Annotated in this window: 16 protein-coding genes; 3 read left to right on the plus strand and 13 right to left on the minus strand. The window is 66.0% G+C overall.

Annotated elements, in window-relative coordinates; genetic code table 11:
* Window positions 1-19: 19 nt before the first annotated feature.
* The 6 genes from HBF26_RS11640 to clpB all read right to left on the minus strand — a co-directional run bounded on the left by HBF26_RS11640 (window position 20) and on the right by clpB (window position 6,923).
* Window positions 20-652 (minus strand): alpha/beta fold hydrolase, encoded by a 633-nt coding sequence (locus HBF26_RS11640; protein ID WP_167126263.1) that lies wholly within the window; start codon window positions 650-652, stop codon window positions 20-22.
* 13 nt (window positions 653-665) lie between these two features.
* Window positions 666-2,438 carry an aspartate--tRNA ligase gene (aspS, locus tag HBF26_RS11645; protein ID WP_167126265.1) on the minus strand — a complete coding sequence of 591 codons (1,773 nt, stop codon included), beginning with the start codon at window positions 2,436-2,438 and terminating at the stop codon, window positions 666-668.
* Window positions 2,439-2,512: 74 nt separating this feature from the next.
* The gene (locus HBF26_RS11650; RefSeq protein WP_167126268.1) at window positions 2,513-3,049 is read right to left on the minus strand and encodes a DUF3011 domain-containing protein; all 537 of its coding nucleotides are present in this window, start codon (window positions 3,047-3,049) and stop codon (window positions 2,513-2,515) included.
* Window positions 3,050-3,137: 88 nt separating this feature from the next.
* Entirely contained in the window at window positions 3,138-3,770 is a 633-nt protein-coding gene (locus HBF26_RS11655; RefSeq protein ID WP_167126271.1) for a DUF3011 domain-containing protein, read from the minus strand.
* Between the two features lie 100 nt (window positions 3,771-3,870).
* Window positions 3,871-4,179 carry an FmdB family zinc ribbon protein gene (locus tag HBF26_RS11660; protein WP_167126274.1) on the minus strand — a complete coding sequence of 103 codons (309 nt, stop codon included), beginning with the start codon at window positions 4,177-4,179 and terminating at the stop codon, window positions 3,871-3,873.
* Window positions 4,180-4,340: 161 nt separating this feature from the next.
* The gene (clpB, locus tag HBF26_RS11665; protein WP_167126277.1) at window positions 4,341-6,923 is read right to left on the minus strand and encodes an ATP-dependent chaperone ClpB; all 2,583 of its coding nucleotides are present in this window, start codon (window positions 6,921-6,923) and stop codon (window positions 4,341-4,343) included.
* A 167-nt stretch (window positions 6,924-7,090) separates the two neighbouring features.
* Between clpB and otsB the strand changes: the two genes are divergently transcribed.
* Together otsB and otsA are read left to right on the plus strand one after the other, a co-directional pair.
* Window positions 7,091-7,876 carry a trehalose-phosphatase gene (gene otsB / locus HBF26_RS11670; RefSeq protein ID WP_167126280.1) on the plus strand — a complete coding sequence of 262 codons (786 nt, stop codon included), beginning with the start codon at window positions 7,091-7,093 and terminating at the stop codon, window positions 7,874-7,876.
* On the plus strand, window positions 7,873-9,291 hold the full coding sequence (gene otsA, locus HBF26_RS11675; RefSeq protein WP_167126283.1) for an alpha,alpha-trehalose-phosphate synthase (UDP-forming): 1,419 nt from the start codon (window positions 7,873-7,875) through the stop codon (window positions 9,289-9,291). Before otsB ends, otsA begins: the two co-directional genes overlap by 4 nt.
* Here the strand turns inward: otsA and pgeF are convergent.
* Both pgeF and rluD read right to left on the minus strand, forming a co-directional pair.
* Window positions 9,288-10,040, minus strand: coding sequence for a peptidoglycan editing factor PgeF (gene pgeF / locus HBF26_RS11680; protein ID WP_167126286.1), 753 nt, complete (start codon window positions 10,038-10,040; stop codon window positions 9,288-9,290). The genes otsA and pgeF overlap by 4 nt on opposite strands.
* 2 nt (window positions 10,041-10,042) lie before the next feature.
* Complete coding sequence (rluD, locus tag HBF26_RS11685) at window positions 10,043-11,017, minus strand: 23S rRNA pseudouridine(1911/1915/1917) synthase RluD (RefSeq protein WP_167126289.1); 975 nt, start codon at window positions 11,015-11,017, stop codon at window positions 10,043-10,045.
* A gap of 69 nt (window positions 11,018-11,086) precedes the next feature.
* Between rluD and HBF26_RS11690 the strand changes: the two genes are divergently transcribed.
* Window positions 11,087-11,914 (plus strand): outer membrane protein assembly factor BamD, encoded by an 828-nt coding sequence (locus tag HBF26_RS11690; RefSeq protein ID WP_167126292.1) that lies wholly within the window; start codon window positions 11,087-11,089, stop codon window positions 11,912-11,914.
* A 225-nt stretch (window positions 11,915-12,139) separates the two neighbouring features.
* Here HBF26_RS11690 and HBF26_RS11695 read toward each other — a convergent pair whose 3' ends face one another.
* From HBF26_RS11695 to HBF26_RS11715, 5 genes are all read right to left on the minus strand, one after another.
* Complete coding sequence (locus HBF26_RS11695) at window positions 12,140-13,756, minus strand: NAD+ synthase (protein ID WP_167126295.1); 1,617 nt, start codon at window positions 13,754-13,756, stop codon at window positions 12,140-12,142.
* Between the two features lie 87 nt (window positions 13,757-13,843).
* A complete protein-coding gene (locus HBF26_RS11700; protein WP_167126298.1) occupies window positions 13,844-14,542 on the minus strand; it encodes a M15 family metallopeptidase in 699 nt (232 codons plus the stop codon).
* A complete protein-coding gene (locus HBF26_RS19770) occupies window positions 14,502-17,147 on the minus strand; it encodes a membrane dipeptidase (RefSeq protein ID WP_167126301.1) in 2,646 nt (881 codons plus the stop codon). The genes HBF26_RS11700 and HBF26_RS19770 overlap by 41 nt, the downstream gene beginning before the upstream one ends.
* Window positions 17,147-20,143: a TonB-dependent receptor gene (locus HBF26_RS11710; protein ID WP_167126304.1), complete on the minus strand. Its 2,997-nt coding sequence runs from the start codon at window positions 20,141-20,143 to the stop codon at window positions 17,147-17,149. Before HBF26_RS11710 ends, HBF26_RS19770 begins: the two co-directional genes overlap by 1 nt.
* Window positions 20,144-20,185: 42 nt before the next feature.
* Window positions 20,186-21,676, minus strand: coding sequence for a transglutaminase-like domain-containing protein (locus HBF26_RS11715; protein WP_167126307.1), 1,491 nt, complete (start codon window positions 21,674-21,676; stop codon window positions 20,186-20,188).
* Between the last annotated feature and the right edge of the window lie 76 nt (window positions 21,677-21,752).

Below are 21,752 nucleotides of genomic sequence, written 5' to 3' on the forward strand. Positions count from 1 at the left end.
AGCCGGCTCCCACAGGGCGCTAAGGAGAGGTATCAAAGCGGCCTTCGCGCAGGAAAAACGCCACCTGGCGGGCCACATCGGCCGAGACCAGCATGCCGGTGTGACTCGTTTCCAGGACGCAATGCGCCGTGAGACCCGGGAGGCGCGTTTCCTCCACGCCGACCGAGCCGTCATGCTCGCTGCCCACGTCGCCGACCAGCGATCCGAGGCCCACGGGCTGCCGTCCGGCAATCACGCCCACCTCGCGGCGGCCGTCCCAGCGGTCCAGGCCATGTTCGAGCAGTTCCTTCGAACGCCCCAGCAGCATGTCTCCGCCCCAGCGATGGGTAAGGCCGCGGGCCGCGCCGCTGCCGTTGAGCGGCGAGCCGAGACAGACGATGCGCCCGTCCGGCAGGTCGTCGTCGCGGCAGGCCAGCAGGGCCAGGATGCCGCCCAGGCTGTGTCCCACCACGTGAACCGGGCCCGGCCCCAGCGCGCGGATACGCTTGCGCAGCCGCGCGATCGCCTGTTCCGGCGGCGCGGCCACGCTCATGTACTCGAACTGGTGCACCTCGAACCCCTCCTCGCGAAGGCGTCGATGCAGCATGGCCATGGCGAACCCGCGCATCCACAGCCCGTGCAGCAGCAGGACGTGGGCCTGGGAGGCGTTCATCGCGGCATCCGGATCAAGCCTTCGCCGGCTCCGCGGCCGCCACGCGAACGTGCAGCTCTTTCAGCTGCGGCTCGGAAACCTGCGACGGCGCGTCGGTCATGAGGTCCTGCGCGCTGGTGGTCTTCGGGAAGGCGATGACGTCGCGAATGGATTCGGTGCCGGCCATCAGCGCGGCGATGCGGTCGATGCCAAAGGCCAGGCCGCCGTGCGGAGGCGCCCCGAGACGCAGCGCCTTCAACAGGAAGCCGAACTTCGCCTCGGCCTCTTCCTCGCCGATGCCGAGCAGGTCGAAGACCGCGCTCTGCATCTCGGGACGATGGATACGGATGGATCCGCCGCCGATCTCGTTACCGTTGAGCACCATGTCGTAACCGCGGCTGACGGCCACTGCAGCATTCGCGCGCAGGTCGGCAATGTCGTCGACCTTCGGCGCCGTGAACGGATGATGCAGCGCGACGAAGCGCTTTTCTTCCTCGTCATATTCGAACATCGGGAAGTCGGTGACCCACAGCGGCTTCCAGCTGTTCTCGACCATGCCCCGGTCGCGGCCCAGCTTGATGCGCAGCGCGCCCATGAAATCGGTGACCGTTTTCCAGCCGCCCGCGCCAAAGAACACGATGTCGCCGCTGGCGGCGCCGGTGAGCTTCAACACCTGATCCAGCGCGGCGTCGTCGAGGAACTTCGCCACCGGCGAGTTGATGCCGTCGCGGCCCTTGGCCAGGTCGTCCACCTTCAGCCAGGCGAGACCCTTGGCACCGTACTTGGCGGCGTATTCCGTAAGGCCGTCGATGTCCTTGCGGGAGAGGTCGGCGGCGCCCGGCACGCGCAAGGCGGCCACGCGCCCGGCCGGATCGTTCGCAGGACCGGAGAACACCTTGAACTCCACGTGCTTGACCGCCTCGGCGATGTCCACCAGTTCCAGCGGGATGCGCAGGTCGGGCTTGTCGGAGCCGAAGCGGCGCATGGCTTCCTCGTAGGTCATGCGCGGGAACACGGCATCCAGTTCCACCTGGCGCACTTCGCGGAACACGTGGCGGATGAGGTTTTCCACGAAGTCCTGGACGTCGCGCTCCTCGACGAAGGCAAACTCGAGGTCGAGCTGGGTGAATTCCGGCTGGCGGTCGGCGCGCAGGTCTTCGTCGCGGAAGCAGCGGGCGATCTGATAGTAGCGGTCGAAACCGGCCATCATCAGGATCTGCTTGAACAGCTGCGGCGACTGCGGCAAGGCATAGAACTGGCCCGGATGCACGCGGCTCGGCACGAGGTAGTCGCGGGCACCCTCGGGCGTGGCCTTTGTGAGGATCGGGGTTTCGATGTCCTGGAACCCCGCGGCGTCCAGGTAGCGGCGCAGCTCGCGCACCAGCGCGGTGCGCGTGCGCATCATCTTCTGCATCTCCGGGCGGCGCAGGTCGAGGTAGCGGTAGGTCATCCGCAGGTCCTCGTTCGGCGATTCGTGCAGCGCGAACGGAAGATCGCGTGCCGCGTTGAGGATCTCCACCTTCTCCGCCAGCAGCTCGACCGTGCCGGTCTTCAGCTTGTCGTTCGCCGAGAGACGCTTGCGGATCTGCCCGGTGACGCGCACCACGAATTCATAACCGAGCTCGCCGGCAACGGCGAAAGCCGGCGCGTTTTCACGCTCGATCACCACCTGGGCCACGCCTTCGTGGTCGCGAAGGTCGACGAAGGCCACATGGCTCTGGAGGCGAAGGGTATTGACCCACCCGCAGAGGGTGACGTCCTGGCCGATCAGCGACTCGTCGATGAGTCCGCAAAGATGGGTGCGCATGCGCTGGAAACTCTGGGGAAAAGACCCCGGATCGTACCACGAGCCGGGGTGCCTTCCAGAGCCGGAACGGCCGCTCAGCGGCCGATATCGAACTTGCCGCGGCAGCCGCGATCGGCCCAGATGCCGTCCCGGGTAAAGCCGTAGCTGTAGCCTTCCTCGCAGTTGTTCCGCGAGGTCTGCTCGACCAACCGGGCGCCGCGCCCGATCGGCCAGCGGCAGAACACGCGCTTGTTGTCGTTGCTGTCGCAGGACACGATGCGCCCACCGCCGCCGGGGCCGCCGCCCCAACCCGGGCGGCCGTCATGATCGTCCCAGCCCGGCCGGCCGCCACCGCCCCAGCCCCGCGCCTCCTGGAAGATGCCGCGGCATCCGTCGTCGACCCAGAGGCCGCCGCGATCGATGTCCCAGGTGCGGCCGCGGATGCAGTCCGTCTTCGAATCCTGGCGGACCAGGCGGGCATCGCGCCAAGGGACCCGGCAATACGAGCGGCGTCCGTTGTCGCTGTAGCAATTGACCGTGTCGCCGCCGCGCTGGGCGTGCGCCACGTGCGGTGCCGCGAAAGCCGCCGCACCGAGTGCCACCGTTGCCGCCAGTCCCAGGATCGTTTTCATGTCCCCGTCCCTCCGATGTGTGTGGTCGAAAGTTATCCGAGGAAAACGCAACAATGTTTGAACGGATCGCAGGAAGTTGTCAGCGGCTTCAGTAACCGATGTTGAACTTCCCCCGGCACCCCTTCGCGGCCCAGATGCCATCGGCCGCGAAACCGTAGCTGTGCCCCTCGACACAATCACTGCGGGAGGTCTGCTCTACCAGCCTCGCCCCCTGCCCGATCGGCCAGCGGCAAAACACGCGCTTGTTGTCATTGCTGTCGCAGGACACGATCCGGCCGTCGCCACCCCGAGCGGCCGCGGCCGGACGAGCAGGACGGATGGACGGCTGTGGACGGATGGGATGCGGCGGATAGTCCGACGTCCAGCGCGGCCGGTCGTCGTAGCGACGCCAGCTTTCGTCGTGGCCGCCGTGATGGTAATGATCGACGCGATATGAGCGGTCGTCATAGCCGGCGGCATCCTCGAAGAGGCCGCGGCAGCCATCGTCCACCCAGATACCGCCACGATCGAGGCCCCATGACTGGCCACGGACGCACGGTGCGCGGGAGTCCTGCCGGGCAAGTCGTGCTTCGCGCCACGGAACCGGACAATACGAACGGCGGCCGCCGTCGCTGTAACAATTGACTGTCGACGGGCCCCAACCGGCCTGTGCCTGCGGTGACGTGAACGACAACGCCCCGCCGACAGTGACGACGAATGCGAAACCAGCGATTCCCTTCATGACGACCTCCGAGGATGACGTCAAAAGGTACCGGGACAGCCGCCGTACGTCGCGTCGGCGTACGCCGCAGACCCTTGTAGGCCCGAGCGAGATCGCCGCCTTAGGTAGACGGCGACCCGGAGGACGAGGAAGGCGTTGACGTCGCGGGCGCCGGCGTCGCCGCAGGTGCCGGCGCGGGAGCCGGTGCGCCGGACGAACCCTCGGCCAGATTCCGCTTCTTGTCGCCTTCCTTCTTGAAGTCCGTCTCGTACCAGCCACTGCCGGCGAGGCGGAACTGGGGCGCGCTCAGCATCCGGCCCACGCGGGGTTCGCCACAGCTCGGGCAGGTGGTCGGATCGGGGTCGGACATCTTCTGCAGGCGGTCGAAACGGTGGCCGCAGGCCTGGCACTGGAATTCGTAGATGGGCATTGGGGTACCTCAAGGTCCTATCTGTCGCATTATCGCGTAAGTCGGCCGCTACGCGGCCTGTGAGTCGCGTGCCGCGCACGCTGGGAACCGTCAACCGAAGAGTGAGCTGACGGTTCCCAGGCCGCGCAGCGGCCGACTTACAGGCGGCGCAAGCCGCCGACTCACGCCGCCGTAAAGGCGAGGCGGCTCCCGTCGGAGTCCACGCGCACCGTCTGCCCGGGCGAGAACGCCCCTTGCAGGATGCGCTGGGCCAGCGGGTTTTCCAGCTGCTGCTGGATCGCACGCTTCAGCGGTCGCGCACCGTACACGGGGTCGAAACCCACGCTGCCCAGCAGGTCGAGCGCGGCATCCGAAATGTCCAGCGACAGCTGACGGTCGGCGAGCCGCCGGGCCAGATAATCGAGCTGGATGCGCGCGATGGCACGAATCTGCTTCTTGTCCAGCGGACGGAACACCACGAGGTCGTCGAGACGGTTGATGAACTCCGGACGGAAGTGCGCCTGCACCACGCCCAGCACCGAGGCTTTCATCTGCAGGTAGTCGGCCTCGCTGTCGCCGGCCTGTTCCTGGATGAGATTCGAGCCGAGGTTCGACGTCATGACGATGACGGTGTTGCGGAAGTCGACCGTACGGCCCTGGCCGTCGGTGAGGCGGCCGTCGTCGAGCACCTGGAGCAGGATGTTGAAGACATCCGGATGCGCCTTCTCCACCTCGTCGAGCAGGATCACGCTGTACGGGCGGCGGCGCACCGCTTCCGTGAGATAACCGCCCTCTTCGTAACCCACGTAGCCAGGGGGCGCGCCGACCAGCCGGCTCACGGAGTGCTTCTCCATGAACTCGCTCATGTCGATGCGCACCATGGCGTCCTGCGTGTCGAACAGGAAGTCGGCCAGAGCCTTGCACAGCTCCGTCTTGCCGACGCCGGTCGGCCCGAGGAACAGGAACGAGCCATAGGGACGATTGGGATCGGACAGCCCCGCCCGCGCGCGCCGGATCGCATCCGACACCGCGCGCACCGCTTCCTCCTGCCCCACCACGCGCGCATGCAGCGCCTCTTCCATGTGCAGCAGCTTCTCACGCTCGCCCTCGAGCATCTTCGCTACGGGAATGCCCGTCCAGCGGGCCACCACCTCGGCGATTTCCTCGGCCGTGACGCGATCCTGCAACAGCGTGAAGTCCTGCTTCTCGGCCTTCTGCGCCGCGGCAAGCTGCGCCTCCAGCGCCGGGAGGCGGCCGTACTGGATCTCGCTCATCGCGCCATAGTCCTGCCGGCGCTGCGCAGCCTCCAGTTCGAGGCGAGCCTGCTCGATCTGCTCCTTGATCTTGGTGGCGCCCTGCAGCGTGGCCTTCTCCGACTTCCACACCTCGTTGAGGTCGGAGAATTCCCGGTCGAGTTTCTCGATATCGGCCTCCAGGTTGGCGAGGCGCTGCTTCGACTCGTCGTCCTGCTCCTTCTTCAGCATCTCGCGCTGGATCTTGAGCTGGATGAGCCGGCGCTCCAGACGATCCAGTTCCTCCGGCTTGGAATCGATTTCCATACGGATGCGCGAGGCCGCTTCGTCCATCAGATCGATGGCCTTGTCGGGAAGCTGCCGATCCGGAATGTAGCGTGCCGACAGCGTCGCGGCCGCGACGATGGCGGGGTCGGTGATTTCCACGCCGTGGTGCACCGCGTAGCGCTCCTTCAAACCGCGCAGGATCGCAATGGTGTCTTCCACGCTCGGCTCGCCCACGTACACCTTCTGGAAGCGGCGCTCCAGGGCGGCGTCTTTCTCCACGTACTTGCGGTATTCGTCGAGCGTGGTCGCGCCAATGCAATGGAGTTCGCCGCGCGCCAGCGCGGGCTTCAACATGTTGCCGGCGTCCATGGCGCCATCGGCCTTGCCCGCGCCGACCATCGTATGCAGCTCGTCGATGAACAGGATCACCTGTCCTTCCTGCTTCGACAGGTCGTTCAACACGCCCTTCAGGCGCTCTTCGAATTCACCGCGGAACTTGGCGCCGGCGATCAGCGCGCCCATGTCGAGCGACAGCACGCGCTTGTCCCGCAGGCCCTCGGGCACCTCGCCGTTGACGATGCGCTGCGCCAGACCCTCCACGATGGCCGTCTTGCCCACGCCGGGTTCGCCGATCAGCACGGGGTTGTTCTTCGTTCTGCGCTGCAGGACCTGAATCGTGCGCCGGATTTCCTCGTCGCGGCCGATCACCGGGTCCAGCTTGCCGCTCTCGGCCCGCTCGGTGAGGTCGATGGTGTACTTCTCGAGCGCCTGACGCTGGTCTTCCGCGTTTTCCGATTGCACCTTCTCGCCGCCGCGCAGCTTCTCGATGGCGGCTTCGAGGTTCGCCTTGGTGGCACCGGCGGCCTTCAGCGCGCCGCCGGCCTCCCCGCGATCTTCCAGCGCTGCCAGCACGAACAGCTCGCTGGCGATGAACTGGTCGCCGCGTTGCTGGGCCAGCTTGTCGGTGAGATTGAGCAGGCGGTTCAGATCGTTGCCGACGCTGATGTTTCCTTCCTGCCCGCTCACCCGCGGCATGCGCTCGAGGATCTCCCCCAGGCGCTGGCGCAGTGCAGGCACGTTCACCTGTGCCTGCGTGAGCAGCGGCGCGGTGGAGCCGCCCTGCTGGTCGAGGAGCGCGACCAGGAGGTGCGTCGGCTCGAGGATATTGTGGTCGCGGCCGACGGCCAGCGACTGAGCGTCTGCCAAGGCCTGCTGGAATCGCGACGTGAGTCTGTCCATTCGCATCGTATTGTCTCCGAAGGTATGGCGCGCCCCGGGCCCTCCCCGCGACCGCCTCTGGCCACACAAATGCGGGTTCCCCCGCGAGGCTTCAACGGCAACTGTGCTCGCATGCAGCGGATTTTTCACGGCCCGCGTTGCATCCTGAGGGGATCGCCGAACCTGGAGCCACCGTGACAGTCACCAGCGACCATTTGCCGCGTCCGCCCGCTCATCTCGTGACACCTGGCACCGCCTTGTTCCTGGATGCCGACGGCACCCTGCTTGCCTTCGCCGACGACCCCGAAGGCGTGGTGGTGCCCGAAGGCATGCTCGACACCCTGGATGCCCTCCACGAAACGCTGGATGGCGCCCTCGCCCTGGTCAGTGGGCGAGCCATCGCAAGCCTGGACGACATTTTCGGCCGCCCCCGCTGGGCCGCCGCGGGGCAGCATGGGCTCGAACGCCGCGAGACGGACGGACGAACCGTCACGGTGCCGGTCGACGCCGCGGAACTTGCCCGCCTGCGCGACGAAGTGCACAGCGCCGCGTTGGCCATGCCGGGGGTCCGTGTCGAAGACAAGAGCTGGTCCGTCGCCCTGCACTGCCGCGAACACCCCGAATACCTCGGCGAGCTGGAGCACCTGGCTCCCGCCATCGCCGCCCGCTTCCCCGGCTTCGAACTTCAGCCGGGCAGCTACGTCTACGAGTTCAAGCCCCGCGGCATGGACAAGGGCGTGGCGGTGGCAGCCTTCCTCGACACCCCGCCCTTTCGGGGACGGAGTCCGGTGTACCTGGGCGACGACCTCACCGACGAACACGCCTTCTCGCTGGTGAACGATCGCGGCGGGGCATCGGTACGCGTGGGTGCAAGAACACCGTCATCGGCCGTGTTCACATTGTCTAGCCCAGGCGATGTCCATGCTTGGCTGGATTCCGTGAAAGCCGCATTGACGCAAGGAGCCGCAGGGAGACAATGAGTCGACTAGTCGTCATATCGAACCGCGTTGCGCTGCCCAAGCAGACGCAGACCGGTGGACTGGCGTCCGCGATGAACGCGGCGCTGCAGGAAATGGGCGGCCTGTGGTTCGGATGGAGCGGCAACATCGCCGCCGAGACCGGCAAGGAACTGCACGAGGTCCAGGAAGGAAACATCAGCTACGCCACGATCGACATGTCCAAGGCGGACCATGACGACTACTACAGCGGCTTCGCCAATCGCGCCCTGTGGCCGCTGTTCCACTATCGCGGCGACCTCGTGGACTACCGCCGCGACCACCTGGAGGGCTACCTGCGGGTCAATCGCGCGTTCGCGAAGCGCGTGGCGAAACTCCTCCGCAAGGACGATATCGTCTGGGTGCACGATTACCACCTGATCCCGCTCGCCGCGATGCTGCGCGAGCTGGGCGTGGAAAACCGCATCGGCTTCTTCCTGCACACGCCGCTGCCCGCGGCGGGCCTGCTGATCACGCTGCCCCGCCACCGGGAGATACTGGAGCCGCTGGCTTCGTACGACCTCGTCGGCGTGCACACCCAGCGAGACCTGCGCGCCCTCGAAGATTATTTCCTGCACGAACTGGGCGCCGCCATGCGCACCGGCGGCCGCATTCGCGCCGCGAACGGTCGCATCTTCCGTGCCGGTGTATTCCCCATCAGCATCGACACCGCAGAGGCGGTGGAACTCGCACACCGCGCGGAAGACAGCGGCGCGGTCGCGAAACTGAAGGCGTCCATTGACGACCGCGCCCTGATCATCGGCGTCGACCGCCTGGACTACTCCAAGGGCCTGCCGGAGCGCTTCGAGGGCTTCGCACGACTGCTGCGAGACCACAAGGAGATGCGCGGCCGCGTGTCGCTCCTGCAGATCGCACCGCCGTCGCGCTCCGACGTGCCGGAATACCGCTCGCTGCGCCGCGAGCTGGAACGCAGCGCGGGCCATATCAATGGCCAGTACGCGGAACCGGACTGGGTGCCCATCCGCTACGTGAACAAGTCGTTCGCGCACAAGGTGCTGGCCGGCTATTTCCGCGTGGCAAAAGTGGGTCTGGTCACGCCGCTCCGGGACGGCATGAACCTCGTCGCCAAGGAATACGTGGCCTGCCAGGACCCACAGGATCCGGGTGTGCTGGTGCTGTCGCGCTTCGCAGGCGCGGCGCAGGAACTGGACGCGGCGCTGCTGGTGAATCCGTCCGACCTCGACGAAGTGTCGGAGGCGCTCAAGCGAGCGCTCGAGATGCCGCTGAAGGAACGCCGGATGCGCTGGCAGTCGATGATGGACGTCCTGGAACGCAACGACATCACCACCTGGCGCAACGCATTCCTGCATGCGCTCACCGAACCGCCCAAGGTCAAACCCGAGATCTACGTGCCGTCGCCGGTGACTCTCAGCTCTTAGTCTGCCCGGGTCCAGATCAGCGAGGCGAAGCGCCCGCTGGCGGCGCCCTCGCGGCGGTACGAATAGAAACGCGGGTCGCGGAAGGTATCGAACCCGCCGCCCGATATCCGCTCGACGCCCGCGGCTGCCAGCCTGCGTCGTGCCAGGGTATAGAGGTCGCAGGTCCAATGGCCCGGGCGGGTGGGGGTGAAGGCGGCCTCCGCCGCCGGGTCGCGTTCGACGAAAGCCGCGCGCACTTCGGCGCCCACCTCGTACGACGGACCGCCGATCGCCGGCCCCAACCAGGCGAACAGCGAATCGGGCGGCACCCCCATCCGGGCCACCGTGTTCTCCAGCACGCCGGCCGCGAGGCCGCGCCATCCGGCGTGCGCCGCACCGATCGTCTGGCCGTCGTCGCTGGCGAACAGCACCGGAAGGCAGTCGGCGGTGAGGATCGCCAGCACCCGGCCAGGGCCACGCGCGATCGCGGCATCCGCCACCGGCTCATCGTCGGAGCCTGGCACCGAGGCCGCGTCCGCGACGTCGGTGCCGTGCACCTGCCGCAACCAGAGCGGCGCGGCGGGGAGGCGCAGGCCTGTCGCCAGCGCCGCGCGGTTCTCCGTCACCCGCGCCGGATCATCGCCCGAGCGCAGTCCCAGGTTCAGGCGGTCGTAAGGCGGAAGCGACACGCCCGGACCATGGCGCGTCGACACCGCGGCGCCCACGGTGGCCGGAGCCTCCCAGTCCGGAACGATCCATGCCTGGTCCATGCTCAGTCCTCGATCGGGTGCAACGCCGTGTCCGCCCGCAGCGCCTCGATCAGCGCTTCCTGGTCGGCCGGACGCGGGGAGTCGAATTCGAGGTACTCCCCGGTGATCGGGTGCTCAAAAGCCAGTTTCTCCGCATGCAGCGCCTGGCGGCGGAAACCGCGGAGGGCGTCGATCAGCTCCTGGCTGGCGCCGCGCGGAAGGCGCAGGCCGTTGCCGTAGAGCTGGTCGCCGACCAGGGGATGCCCCAGATGGGCCATGTGCACGCGGATCTGGTGAGTGCGGCCGGTTTCCAGGTTGCACTGGATGACGCTGTGGGCGCGGAAGCGTTCGCGCACCCGGTAATGGGTGACCGCCTCCTTGCCGCCATCCTCCACGTCGCGCACGCCCTGCTTCAGGCGGTCGTGCTGGTGGCGGCCGATCGGCTGGTCCACGGTGCCCCCGGCCACCATCGTGCCCAGGACCACCGCCTCGTACTGCCTGTGCACGTCGTGGCGGGCCAGCATGGCCACCAGCGCCGTGTGGGCCGCCATGCTCTTGGCCACGACCATCAGGCCCGCGGTGTCCTTGTCCAGGCGGTGGACGATGCCGCCGCGGGGCAATTCGGCCAGTGCCGGGCTGTGGTGCAACAGGGCGTTCAGCAGCGTGCCCGCCGGATTGCCCGCCCCGGGGTGCACGACCAGCCCGACGGGCTTGTCGATCACCATGAGGTCGTCGTCTTCGTAGCGGATGTCCAGCGCGATGTCTTCGGGCTGGGCATCCACCTCCGTCTCCAGCTCGGCCTCGAGGGCCACCTGCTCCCCGCCGCGGACGAGGTGCCGCGGCGCCACCCGGGCGCCGTCCAGCAGCACCTTGCCCTCCTTGATCCAGCCCGTTAAGCGGGATCGGGAGTATTCGGGGAACATCTCCGCCAGGGACTGGTCGAACCGCCGACCCGCCGCCGCCACCGGCACGGTGGCCTCGTGTCTGACCGTCGTCATACCGCCCCGCCCGGCCCAAGGCCGGTTTCGGCTATCATGCCCTTTCGCTCAAGCATCCGAACTCTCTCAATGCGTGCAACCAAGATCACCATTCTGCTCGTCCTCGCCTTGTCGATGAGCGCCTGCTCGATGTTCCGCAGCAAGAAGGAGACGATCGACACGATGCCGATCGACCGGCTCTATGCCAATGCCCACGAGTCGCTGGAGCACTCCGACTATGCGGCGGCCGAGAAGGCCTACGAGCGCCTTATCGCGCGTTTCCCGTCGGGCGAAATCAACGAACAATCCCAGATCGAACTGGCTTACGCGCAGTACAAAGACAACAAGCCGGACGACGCGTACTCGACGATCAACCGCTTCATCAAGACGTTTCCGACCCATAAGCATGCCGATTATGCCTATTACCTGCGCGGTCTGATCAATTTCGACCGCACGGCCGGCTTCATCGAGCGCTACCTGTCCCGTAGCGACAGCGCCTCCACGCGCCGCGACCAGGGCTTCAACCTCACGGCGTTCGACGACTTCAGCCAGCTGACGCGCCGTTATCCGAACAGCGCCTACGCTACGGACGCCCGCCAGCGCATGATCTTCCTGCGCAACCAGCTGGCGCAGTTCGAGATCAACGTGGCGGAGTATTACCTGCGCACGAAGTCGTACATCGCCTCGGCCGATCGCGCGCAGTACGTCATCGAACATTACCAGCAGTCGCCGCAGACGGCCGATGCGCTGGCCATCCTCACCCGCAGCTACCTTGCGCTCGACCGCAAGCCGCTGGCCGACCAGACCCGTCAGGTGCTGGCCCTGAACTACCCGGACCATCCGTATCTCACGGACCCGGAGTGGCCGCATCACCCCTCGATCTGGCGCAAGGCCATTCCGTTCTCGGGGCATCATTGAGTGCGTGAGTCGCCCCGCTTTGCGGGGCTGTGAGTCGCCCGCCTTGCGGGTGTGAGTCGCCCGCCTTGCGGGTGTGAGTCGCCCGCCTTGCGGGCTGTGAGTCGGCCGCTGCGCGGCCTGTGAACAGTAAGAAGAGCCGCTCCGGTTCACTGTTCACTGTTCACTGTTCACTGTTCACTGTTCACTGTTCACTGTTCACTGTTCACTGTTCACTGTTCACTCCCATCACCTCCAGCCGGAGGTGATGGGATAGCGCCGCTCGCGGCCGAAGGCCTTCGTGGTCACCCGCGGGCCGGGGGCCGCCTGGCGGCGCTTGAACTCGTTCACGTACACCATGCGGATCACACGCCGCACCGTGGCGTCGTCGTGACCGGCCGCGATGATGTCTTCCGCCGAGGCCTCACCCTCGATGAACAGTTCGAGGATGGCGTCGAGGTCGTCGTAGGGCGGCAGGGAATCCTGATCGGTCTGTTCGTGCCGCAGTTCGGCGGACGGCGGGCGATCGATCACCGCCATGGGAATCGCGCCATCGATGGCCGCCCGCCAGCGCGACAGCGCATAGACGGTCGTCTTGTAAACGTCCTTCAGCGGCGCATAGGCGCCACACATGTCGCCGTAAAGCGTGGCGTAGCCCACGGCCATTTCGCTCTTGTTACCGGTGGAGAGCAACAGCTTGCCGGTCTTGTTCGACATGGCCATCAGCAACACGCCGCGCGTGCGCGACTGCAGGTTTTCCTCGGTGATGTCGGGCTGAGTGCCCGCGAACACGGGCGACAGCGCATCGGTGAACGCCCCGTAGATCCCCTCGATGGGCAACACGTGATACTCGACACCGAGTTGCTCGGCCTGCGCCTTCGCTTCGCGAAGGGACAGGTCGGAGGTGTATTCGGTGGGCATCATCACCGCCGTGACCTTGTCCTTGCCCAGGGCGTCGACAGCGATGGCCAGGGTCAGCGCCGAATCGATACCGCCCGACAGACCCAGCAATACGCCTGAGAACCCGTTCTTGCCGATGTAGTCACGTACGCCGCGAACCAGGCCCGCATACATGATCGCTTCAGGCGAGCGCGTATCCGCTTCGGGCCAGTCGATGGCGGAGAGGCGACGCGTGGCCGTGTCGTATTCCACCGCGAGAAGCATCTCTTCGAACGACGGCGCGCGCGCGGCGATCTCGCCGTTGGCTTGCACCAGCAGGGAATGGCCGTCGAAGAGCAAGTCGTCCTGTCCCCCGACAAGGTTCACGTACGCGATGGGCACACCGTTCTCGGTGGCGCGGCGGCGCAGCAGTTCCTCGCGTGTGGCGGCCTGTCGCCGGTCGTACGGCGAGGCGTTGATCACGAGGATCAGTTCGGCCCCCGCTTCCGCGGCACGGGCAGCCGGCTCGGCTTCCCAGATGTCTTCGCAGATGAGCATGCCCACGCGAACACCCTCGATGACGAAGACACGCGTCGACTCGCCATGCTGGAAGTAGCGCTTCTCGTCGAACACGGTGTAATTGGGCAGGGCCTGCTTGTGATACGTCCACTCCACCCTGCCCTCGCGAATGAGCGTCGCGGCATTGAACACTTCGCCGCGGGTATCCGGATGTCCCACCACCGCCGAGATGCCCTCGATGCGCGGTGCCAGGGCCGCGAGCTCCTTTGCGCATGCCTCCAGGAAACTGGGCCGCTGCAACAGGTCTTCGGGCGGATAGCCCGACAGCGTGAGTTCGGGAAAGGCAATAAGCGAGGCGCCGAGGCGGTCGCGCGCTTCCTCGGCCAGCGCCTGCACCCGCCGGGCATTGGCGGCGGCGGCACCCACGGGGAAGTCGAACTGGGCCAGGGCGAAGCGGAACGTGGACATGGGGGATCCGTGCGGTCGCGGGGAACGTCCATGATAAAGCAACGTGGGGCGAAGCTCGCTGTGGGAGCCGGCTATGCCGGCGCATGCTCATTCCACGGGCACGTCGAAAAGGGTATCGGCAGCCGCGGAAGGCAGCGAGTAGTGCCACCATTCCTGCGGGTAATTCACGAACCCTTCCTTTGCCATGGCACGCAGCAGGCGCTGGCGATTCGCACGTTGGGTCGCGTCGATCCCCGGAAAGTCGGTGTGGGCGCGAGGATCGAAGAAATCGAACGCCGTACCCATGTCGAGCGCCGTACAGCCCTTGTCGTCGCAACGCATGAGCGTCAGATCGACGGTCGCCCCGCGGCTGTGACCGGACACGGGCGCGATGTATTCACCCAGCAGTTTATCTTTCCCCAGGTTCGGATAGTGCGCGGCCTTCGTTCGCGTGTCCGCGAGATCGCCGGCCCAGCGCACGAAGTTCGCGACGGCCCGCGCCGGCCGGTAACAATCCCAGATCTTCAGCCTGTAACCCTCGCTGCGCAGGCCATGCTCCACCCGGGCCAGGGCTTCGGCGGCCGCCGTGCGCAGGAAGCACTTCGGGGCCCGATAGCCGTCCACCGGCGCGCCGGTGAAATTGTCGCTCCCGGCATAGTGGATGGATTCGGCGATATCAGGCACGAGTGTGCGGATGTCGGTCAGACCCGCCTGTGCGGGCGTGCGGGCCGGCGAAATACGCGGCGGTGCATCGGCCGCGGCGGCATCAAGGACAAGCACGAACGCGAGCGAAATCCAGATCTTCATAGTCGTTGCTGAAATCGGCATCGGGATCGACCTTGCTCAGACGGAGACGGTCCGGGGCGTCCATGTCGAGCCAGGGCTCGGCGTCCATGCGCTCGTCGTTCCATTGGACAAGGTAACGGCCCCCCACGCGTTCCAGCTTACCGCTCATCGCCGGAGAACGCGCCGCCTTGAAAGCGACACCGCCCTTTGCGGGACAGATGCTCACCTCGCCGAACCATGGATCGCGCCATACGCCGAGGAAGCCTTTCGCCTCGGTCGCCGATGCGGTGGTGCGCGAGGAGGTATCCGGTGCCCGAGAGGCGCCGGGGGCCGCCGCTTCCGCCGCGATGCGATCGGCATATTCGCCCACGGTGTGCTTCTCTCCGGGCGTCGTGAACCGCTTCAGGATCGCTTCGGCGAGCGTGTCGCGCGCGTCCTCGCCGCCACCGTTCATCATGATGACGAAGCCGCTCCGTGCCTCCGGAAGGAGGCTCACCGTGGAATACATGCCCGACAAGGTCCCGGTATGCGTCACGCTCCAGTGGCCGTCCACGTCCGCGAGGCGCCAGCCATAGCCGTATCCGTAAAGGTGCGTATCGTTCCACGCCTTGCGGCGCTGCCCGACCGGCATCGGGTTCTGGATCGACCACAACGGCTCGCGCTGCTTCGCATCCAGCCACGCGACTTGGGACGCATCCGGCGCGAGCCAGTTGGACACCCAGCGCAACATGTCGTCGAGGTCGCAGCGTACGCCACCGGCCGCCGCGGATGTGATATCCGGAATCGTCGCGGGGTCGGCATTTGTCACGACATTGCCCCGATCGCCATGACGATGCGGCTGGGCCACGTTGCCCACGCCGTCGCGCGACCATGTGCCGATCTGGCAACGGCCGAGGCCCAGTGGCACGAAGACCTCGCGGCGGAGCAGTGTTTCGTAGGGCGCTCCGCCGGCCGCGGCAGCCACCTCGCCCGCCACCACGTACAGGAGGTTGTCGTACGCATAGCGCGAGCGGAAGCTGTGCGCCGGTTTCAGGTAAGCGAGCCCCGCCAGGATGTCCTTGCGCGTGAAGCGGTTCGGTTCGGGCCAGAGCATCAGATCGCCCGCACCTTCGCGCAAGCCACTGTTGTGTATCAGGAGATCGCGCACCTGCATCTCCCGCGTGACCCACGGATCGTTCATGCGGAAGTCCGGCAGGTAGCGCGTGACCGGATCGTCCCAGTGCAACTTTCCCTCGGCGACGAGGCGCGCGAGCAGCGCCGTCGTCATGGCCTTGCTGTTCGAGGCGATCTTGAACAGCGTGCGGCTGTCGACCTTGCGCCCCGACCCTGCCGCCAGCTCGCCGGCCGTTCGCGTATACGCCACCTTTCCGTCCGCGATCACACCCACCGCGATACCGGGGATGTCGTAACGCGCGATGGCCTCGTCCACCAGCGAGTCGAGCGACGCTGTGGCCGCAGCCTCGTCGGCGGCCCATACGCGCAGCAGGTTGCCGCCCCAGATCTTGGCAATGTCGGCGTCGGAGAACCCGCGGCCTTTCAGACCGGCCGTGACGTTGCGCGTCTCGGACGCGTCCATCCATCCGGTGATCTCGCCGCCACCGTCGAAGTCGGAAGCGATGCCGACGTGATCGACGCCGGCCACTTTCACCATGTGCTGTATATGGTCGAGGAAGTCGTCCAGCGTTGCGAGGGGATGCTCGCGCTGGATGGCCTTCATGCCCTCGACGTAGGCCGGAAGATAATCGTGTTTCTCGCTGTCGTACGCCTTGTCGCCCGCGTCTCGCGCGACGCGCACCTGCAATGCTTTCTCAGCGGCTTCGCGTGCCTGGTCCTTCTTCAGGAACTCCTTGTACGCCACGGCCTGGATCACGCCGCCCTTCGCCGCGATAGCCCGCAACAGGTCGTCCGGCAGATTGCGCGGGTGGTCGGTGACGGCCCGCGCCGACGAGTGAGAGGCGATGATCGGGGCCGTGGACAGCGCCAGCACGTCGCGCACGCACGCGTCCGACGCGTGCGATACATCCACCATCATGCCCAGTGCGTTCGCCCGGCGGACCACCTGCCGGCCGAACTCGCTCAGGCCGAGGTTGCTGTCCGGCTTGTCGCCCAGATCCTTACTGGGTAGCGAGCTACCGCAGAGATCGTTGTTGCCAACGTGCGCCAGACCCACGTAGCGGGCACCTCGCGCATAAGCGGCATCCAGACGCTTGAGGTCGTGCCCGAGGGAATAGCTGTTCTCGATGCCGATCATCGCGGAAAGGCGGCCCGCCGCCTTGTTCGCCGTCACGTCGTCTGGCGTGAGGGCCAACCGGATCTGGTCCGGGTAACGCTTCAGCATCAGGTCGATGGCGTCGTACTTCCGCGCCGCCTGCGCCACTGCCTTCGCATATCCCGCGGGCGTCAGCGCCGCCTGTTCCACGTAGATCACGAAGAAGGCCGCATCGAGCCCGCCGCGGCGCATCTTGGGAAGGTCGACCTTGAGTGGCCCGTCCTTGCCCGCATCGAACTTCGGATCCTGCATGTACGACAGCGGGATATCCACATGCGTGTCGAGGGTGAGGAGATGGTCCTGCCCCTGCGCCGTGGCGCAGAAGAGCAGGACCGCGGCCAACGCGTGCTTCCTCATCAGAAATCGATGGACACGGTCAACTGCCCGAAACGCGGCGGCTGGAAGCGGATCGGTTGCAGGTAGGTGTTGCTGTAGCTGCCGATGGATGTCTGCAGGTCCTGGTCCACGCCGGTGGTGCGCTGCTGGTTAAGCAGGTTGTAAATAGCGAACTTCACGCGCAGATTGTTCTTCTCGTCCAGGGGCAGCAGGTAGGTGATGCTGGCATTGAGGTTGAAGGTCCACGGCGTGCGCTTCGCGCCGCGCGACGATTCGACGTATACGCGGTTCTCGGACACCGGATCGGCGCAGTTCTCCACGCAGATGAAATAGCTGTGGTACGAGGTCTTGTCGAACGGGTTGCCCACGCCATAGGCGGTGATGGGGCTGCCCGAGAGCGCGGTCACGTCCGCACCCACCTGCCACTGGCTGTTGATCGCATAGGTGCCGCGCAGTTTGAACTGGTGGCGGTGATCGTTGGGCAGGTAACCGCCCGACAGGTTCACCCACGGATCGTCGAAGTTCTCCGTGCGGCCGGTATCGTCGAAGTTCGTATCCGAGTTGACCGGGCCTTCCGCGTTGCCGCGGCTCCACGAGAGCACGTACGAGGCGTTGAACATCCACTTCTCGTCCCACGCGCGGTCCACCTGGAATTCCAGCGACCCGAAGGTGCGGCGCGGCTTCTTCCAGCCGCGCTGGCCGAGGTAGTTGCCCGAGGCGTCGTAGAGCGCCCAGCCTTGTTTGGCGGTGTCGATGGTGATGTAACCGTCGGGTGTCCCGTCGCAGTTGGTGTCGCCGTACACCGTGACGTTGCGGCCGGGGTTGCCCATGACGTAACCGATGTAGCCGTCGCCGCCGCACTGCGGCGTGGCGCTGATCTCCATGTCGTCGATGGCATCGTGCAGCTTGCGGTAGGTGCCGCTGACGCCCCACGACCACTTGTCGTCGATCATCTGCTGGAAGCCGAGGATGGCCTCGTCCTGGTAGACGGGATCCATGTGCTTGTCCACTTCGGCCCGCAGATCGCCCACGGTGCCGTTGCCCTGCGAGGTGTCCACCGCCCCGATCTGCTGGCCCAGGATGGGCACCGCGTATTGCGACCCGTTGCGCTCCAGGTACTGGTAGCCCTCGAAGGTATAGAAGGTGCGCTCGTCCAGCAGGCCGCCAGCCTGCTTGATGTTGATCACGTTGGCGACCGGCAGGTAGTAGCGGCCCAGGTTGCCGAAGATCTTCGTCCTGCCGTCGCCGTTCAGGTCCCAGGAGAACCCGAGCCGCGGCGCGATCATGTTGTCCACCTTGATGTAGCTCTTGCCCTCGGCCGTCTTGTTGTCGAAGGAGTCGCTGCGCAGACCGACATTCAGCAGGAAGTCCGGCGTGATGTTCCAGTTGTCCTCGACGTAATAGGCGTTGTTCGAAGTTTCGAACGTGCCCCCGATGTTGTAGCGCCGCTGGCGCACGTACATGTCGTAACCGGGCGGAATGACGCCGTCGTTCTCGATGGTCGAACCCGCGGCCGCGTGCCGGATGTTGTAGTAATACTCACCGGGGCCGGGATAATGCCGGTCGTATTCCGAGGTATCCACCTCGTGGTCGTAGCCGAAGCGCACGAGGTGGTCGCCGAGCGTCCACTCGAAATCCGCGCGGCCTTGCTTGCGAGTGTCGTTGCGTTTTTCCACCATGGTGCTGGAGCTGCAACCCAGCGGCACATCCGGGGCGTCGGAGTTGTCGTCGATGCGCACAGGATTGCACTCGGCGTCGGCAAGGCCACGCGTATAGGCCTCGCGCTCGTTGCGGCCATACATCAGCTTCATCGACAGGTTGTCGACAAGGTAGCTGGTGAACGTGCCGTTCCAGTTCCTGCCGCCGGTATCGCTGGTGATGACGTCGCTCTTCTGCCCCTTCGTGTGCGTGGCGTAGTCGTACGGATAGACAGAGGCCTCGTTCTTGTCCTTGTCCGAAAACGCCATGAACTCCAGCAGGTTCTTGTCGTTGATGTGCCAGTCGATCTTCGTGCCCCAGAAACCCGAATCCGTGTCGTTCTGGGTGAGGATCGTGCCCTGGTTGTCCGTGTTCTGCGGCGTGTACCCGCGCGCTTCGTACATGGCGAAGAAGAAGAGCTTGTCCTTCACGATCGGACCGGACGCGTACACGTTCATCTTCGTGCGCGAGTAATGGTCCTCGGACGAGGTGATGTAACGTTCGCCGTCCCAGTAGCGGTTCTTCGTGGTGGCCTGCCAGGCGCTGGGCTCGAAGGTCATCTCCGCGCCGGCCTTGAACTCGTTGGTACCCGAACGGGTGACGGCGTTGACCACGCCACCGGTGGTGCGGCCGAACTCCACCGAGTATCCGCCGGTCTTCACCTGGAATTCCTGGTAGAAGGCAAACGGTGCTTCGGAGAAACCGTTGCGGTTGTAGAAGTCGGTCACGTTGAGGCCGTTCACGTAGAACGAGTTCTCGGCCACGGACGAGCCGCCGAAGGAGATGCCGCCGAACCCCGCGTTGCCCTTGTTCACGCCCGGCGCCAGCAGCGCCACGGCCTGCACGTTCTGGTCCACGGGCAACCGGCGGATCTCCTCGCGGCTGACGTTCGTCGCGATTTCCGTGGAGCTGACGTCCACCGCGTTGATCACCACCGGGGCGCTCACCTGCACGCCCTCGAGCTGAGTGGTGCCGGTGTCGCCACGCTCCACCAGATTCACCGTGGTGGCGTTGCCGAGGCTGACGTTCACCTCCGTCGTGGTGCTCACCGGCTTGCCGTCCACGCTGCTGTCGAGCCGATAGCGGCCCACCGGCAGGAATGGAAAGCGGAAGTTGCCGTCCGCGTCGGCCGTGACCGTGCGGGTCAGGCCGGTGCCGGGATCGCGCACCGTAACGACGGCGCCCGCCTTGGTCCGGCCGACGATCGAACCGTCGGTGTTCGCAGCGAAGGCCGCGCCGGAAACGGCAAGGCCGAGGCCGATCGCCATGCACAAGGCGCCGTGGCGCAACACGCGCCGGTTCGTCTTGATATCCCCCATCTCCCCACTCCCATAAGATGACACTCGGGTTGTAGTAAGCCGTCAGCGCGTCGTGTCGGCGGCCCCTTCCGCCTTTTCGACACGATGCCAACGGAAGTCGTAGTCCCACTGATCGAAATACAGGTTGCCGCCCTTCCATTCGACTTCGCCGCGCTGCGAATCGACCGTTTCCGAGCGGAAGAAGGTCTTCGCCGGTACGAACGGCTGCGAGAAATCGTCGTTGAAGGCGATGCGATAGGCGTCCAGGCCGCCGAGGTAGAACCACTCGAGCTTGTCGTCGCCCGGCATTGCGTTCGCACCGGCCGCGAGTCGGCCGAAGGTCACGTCCATCGGTACCCACCCATAAGGGGCGAGGTAGACCTGGCCCCAGTCGTGGATGTTGTTGTATTTGCCATCGGAGAAGATCCAGCCCGACTGCCAGCGTGCCGGAATGCCGTTGAGGCGGAGAAGGGTGATCAGCAGCAAGGTCTGCTCGCCACAGTCGCCGTGACCGGCGTGTAGCGTGTAATCGCCGATGTTGGAGATCGTGGAATATTCGCGCGCGCCCGCCCACGGAATGGTATCGACGGCGGCGAACAGCTTCTGAGCGATACGGTAGGGGTTGGTCTCATCGCCCACCGCGCGCTTCGAATACGCACGCATCGCATCGGTGAACACGATGTGCGGAGGCCGTTCCGTCACGAAGGGCGCGAGCTCCGGCGTGAGCGGAGCACGCACGACCTTCGCCGGATCGATGTCGACATAACGGGCGTAGAGCGTCAGCTCGTAGGTAATCGAAAACTCGGTAGGCTTGCCAGCCACGGCCTTTTTTTCGAGGTAGGCGGTGCGCTGCATGGCGGACTCCGGCGCGATCCTGGCGCCGGCGGGATCGCTCGATACGAGCCGGATGTCTTCCTGCTGCCCCTTGATCGCGCGCGGATAGGGAATCCAGGCCCGAACGATTTCGCCCGCGGGCACCGCGTCCGCCTTGACGGTGAGTATCTGCGTCACGCTCTCGCGCCGCGGCAGCACGCTGCTGGAACGTTCGGCCAGCGCGGCCTGACGCACCGCACGGTGGTGGTCGTTCAACACTTCGTTGGGACCGTCGTCGAACGGCGTCTGCTCTTTTCTCCGTGCACGAGCCTCGGCGCTGAGGCGGAAAAGATTGCCCGGCGACCGCTTGAAGTAGAGCGTGCGTCCGTCGATCACCTGCTTTTCGAGCAGCCCCGCGTGATCCCACTTCGCAAACTCCGCATCGGTGAGGTCCGGAATCTGCTTGCGCAGGCGCGCCTTGACGGCGTCGGCGTCCAGCGTGAAGTCGAGGAGGATGCGGCGCATGCGCTCTCGCTGGAATGCGAGGGCGTCGCGCTGTTCCGTCGTGATGTCCGGACGGGACAGCACCTTCGCGATGGCGGCTTCCGCCTCCCTGAAGTGGCCGGCGTCGATCGCCGCCACGATCTCGCTGGCGGCCGTCGACGTCGTGGACGGATCGCTACGCGACGCCGCCCCCACCGACGGCAAGAGGAACACGGCCCCCAGGGCAGCGCATAGCATCGCGTTTCGTAGAGCCGCTTTCACCGTTCGGTATCCCCGATGCAACCGTGGTGGATGGACGTGCTTCACCGCTGTG

Source organism: Luteibacter jiangsuensis, assembly GCF_011742555.1.
Classification (GTDB): Bacteria; Pseudomonadota; Gammaproteobacteria; order Xanthomonadales; family Rhodanobacteraceae; genus Luteibacter; species Luteibacter jiangsuensis.

Excerpts from the sequence above, each read along its gene's own strand:
- HBF26_RS11690 (WP_167126292.1), top strand. The coding sequence starts at position 11,087 with ATGCGTGCAACCAAGATCACCATTCTGCTCGTCCTCGCCTTGTCGATG.
- clpB (WP_167126277.1), bottom strand. The coding sequence starts at position 6,923 with ATGCGAATGGACAGACTCACGTCGCGATTCCAGCAGGCCTTGGCAGAC.
- HBF26_RS11650 (WP_167126268.1), bottom strand. The coding sequence starts at position 3,049 with ATGAAAACGATCCTGGGACTGGCGGCAACGGTGGCACTCGGTGCGGCG.
- HBF26_RS19770 (WP_167126301.1), bottom strand. The coding sequence starts at position 17,147 with ATGAGGAAGCACGCGTTGGCCGCGGTCCTGCTCTTCTGCGCCACGGCG.
- HBF26_RS11710 (WP_167126304.1), bottom strand. The coding sequence starts at position 20,143 with ATGGGGGATATCAAGACGAACCGGCGCGTGTTGCGCCACGGCGCCTTG.
- otsA (WP_167126283.1), top strand. The coding sequence starts at position 7,873 with ATGAGTCGACTAGTCGTCATATCGAACCGCGTTGCGCTGCCCAAGCAG.
- HBF26_RS11715 (WP_167126307.1), bottom strand. The coding sequence starts at position 21,676 with ATGCTATGCGCTGCCCTGGGGGCCGTGTTCCTCTTGCCGTCGGTGGGG.
- HBF26_RS11695 (WP_167126295.1), bottom strand. The coding sequence starts at position 13,756 with ATGTCCACGTTCCGCTTCGCCCTGGCCCAGTTCGACTTCCCCGTGGGT.
- HBF26_RS11640 (WP_167126263.1), bottom strand. The coding sequence starts at position 652 with ATGAACGCCTCCCAGGCCCACGTCCTGCTGCTGCACGGGCTGTGGATG.
- HBF26_RS11655 (WP_167126271.1), bottom strand. The coding sequence starts at position 3,770 with ATGAAGGGAATCGCTGGTTTCGCATTCGTCGTCACTGTCGGCGGGGCG.
- aspS (WP_167126265.1), bottom strand. The coding sequence starts at position 2,438 with ATGCGCACCCATCTTTGCGGACTCATCGACGAGTCGCTGATCGGCCAG.
- HBF26_RS11700 (WP_167126298.1), bottom strand. The coding sequence starts at position 14,542 with ATGAAGATCTGGATTTCGCTCGCGTTCGTGCTTGTCCTTGATGCCGCC.
- HBF26_RS11660 (WP_167126274.1), bottom strand. The coding sequence starts at position 4,179 with ATGCCCATCTACGAATTCCAGTGCCAGGCCTGCGGCCACCGTTTCGAC.
- rluD (WP_167126289.1), bottom strand. The coding sequence starts at position 11,017 with ATGACGACGGTCAGACACGAGGCCACCGTGCCGGTGGCGGCGGCGGGT.
- pgeF (WP_167126286.1), bottom strand. The coding sequence starts at position 10,040 with ATGGACCAGGCATGGATCGTTCCGGACTGGGAGGCTCCGGCCACCGTG.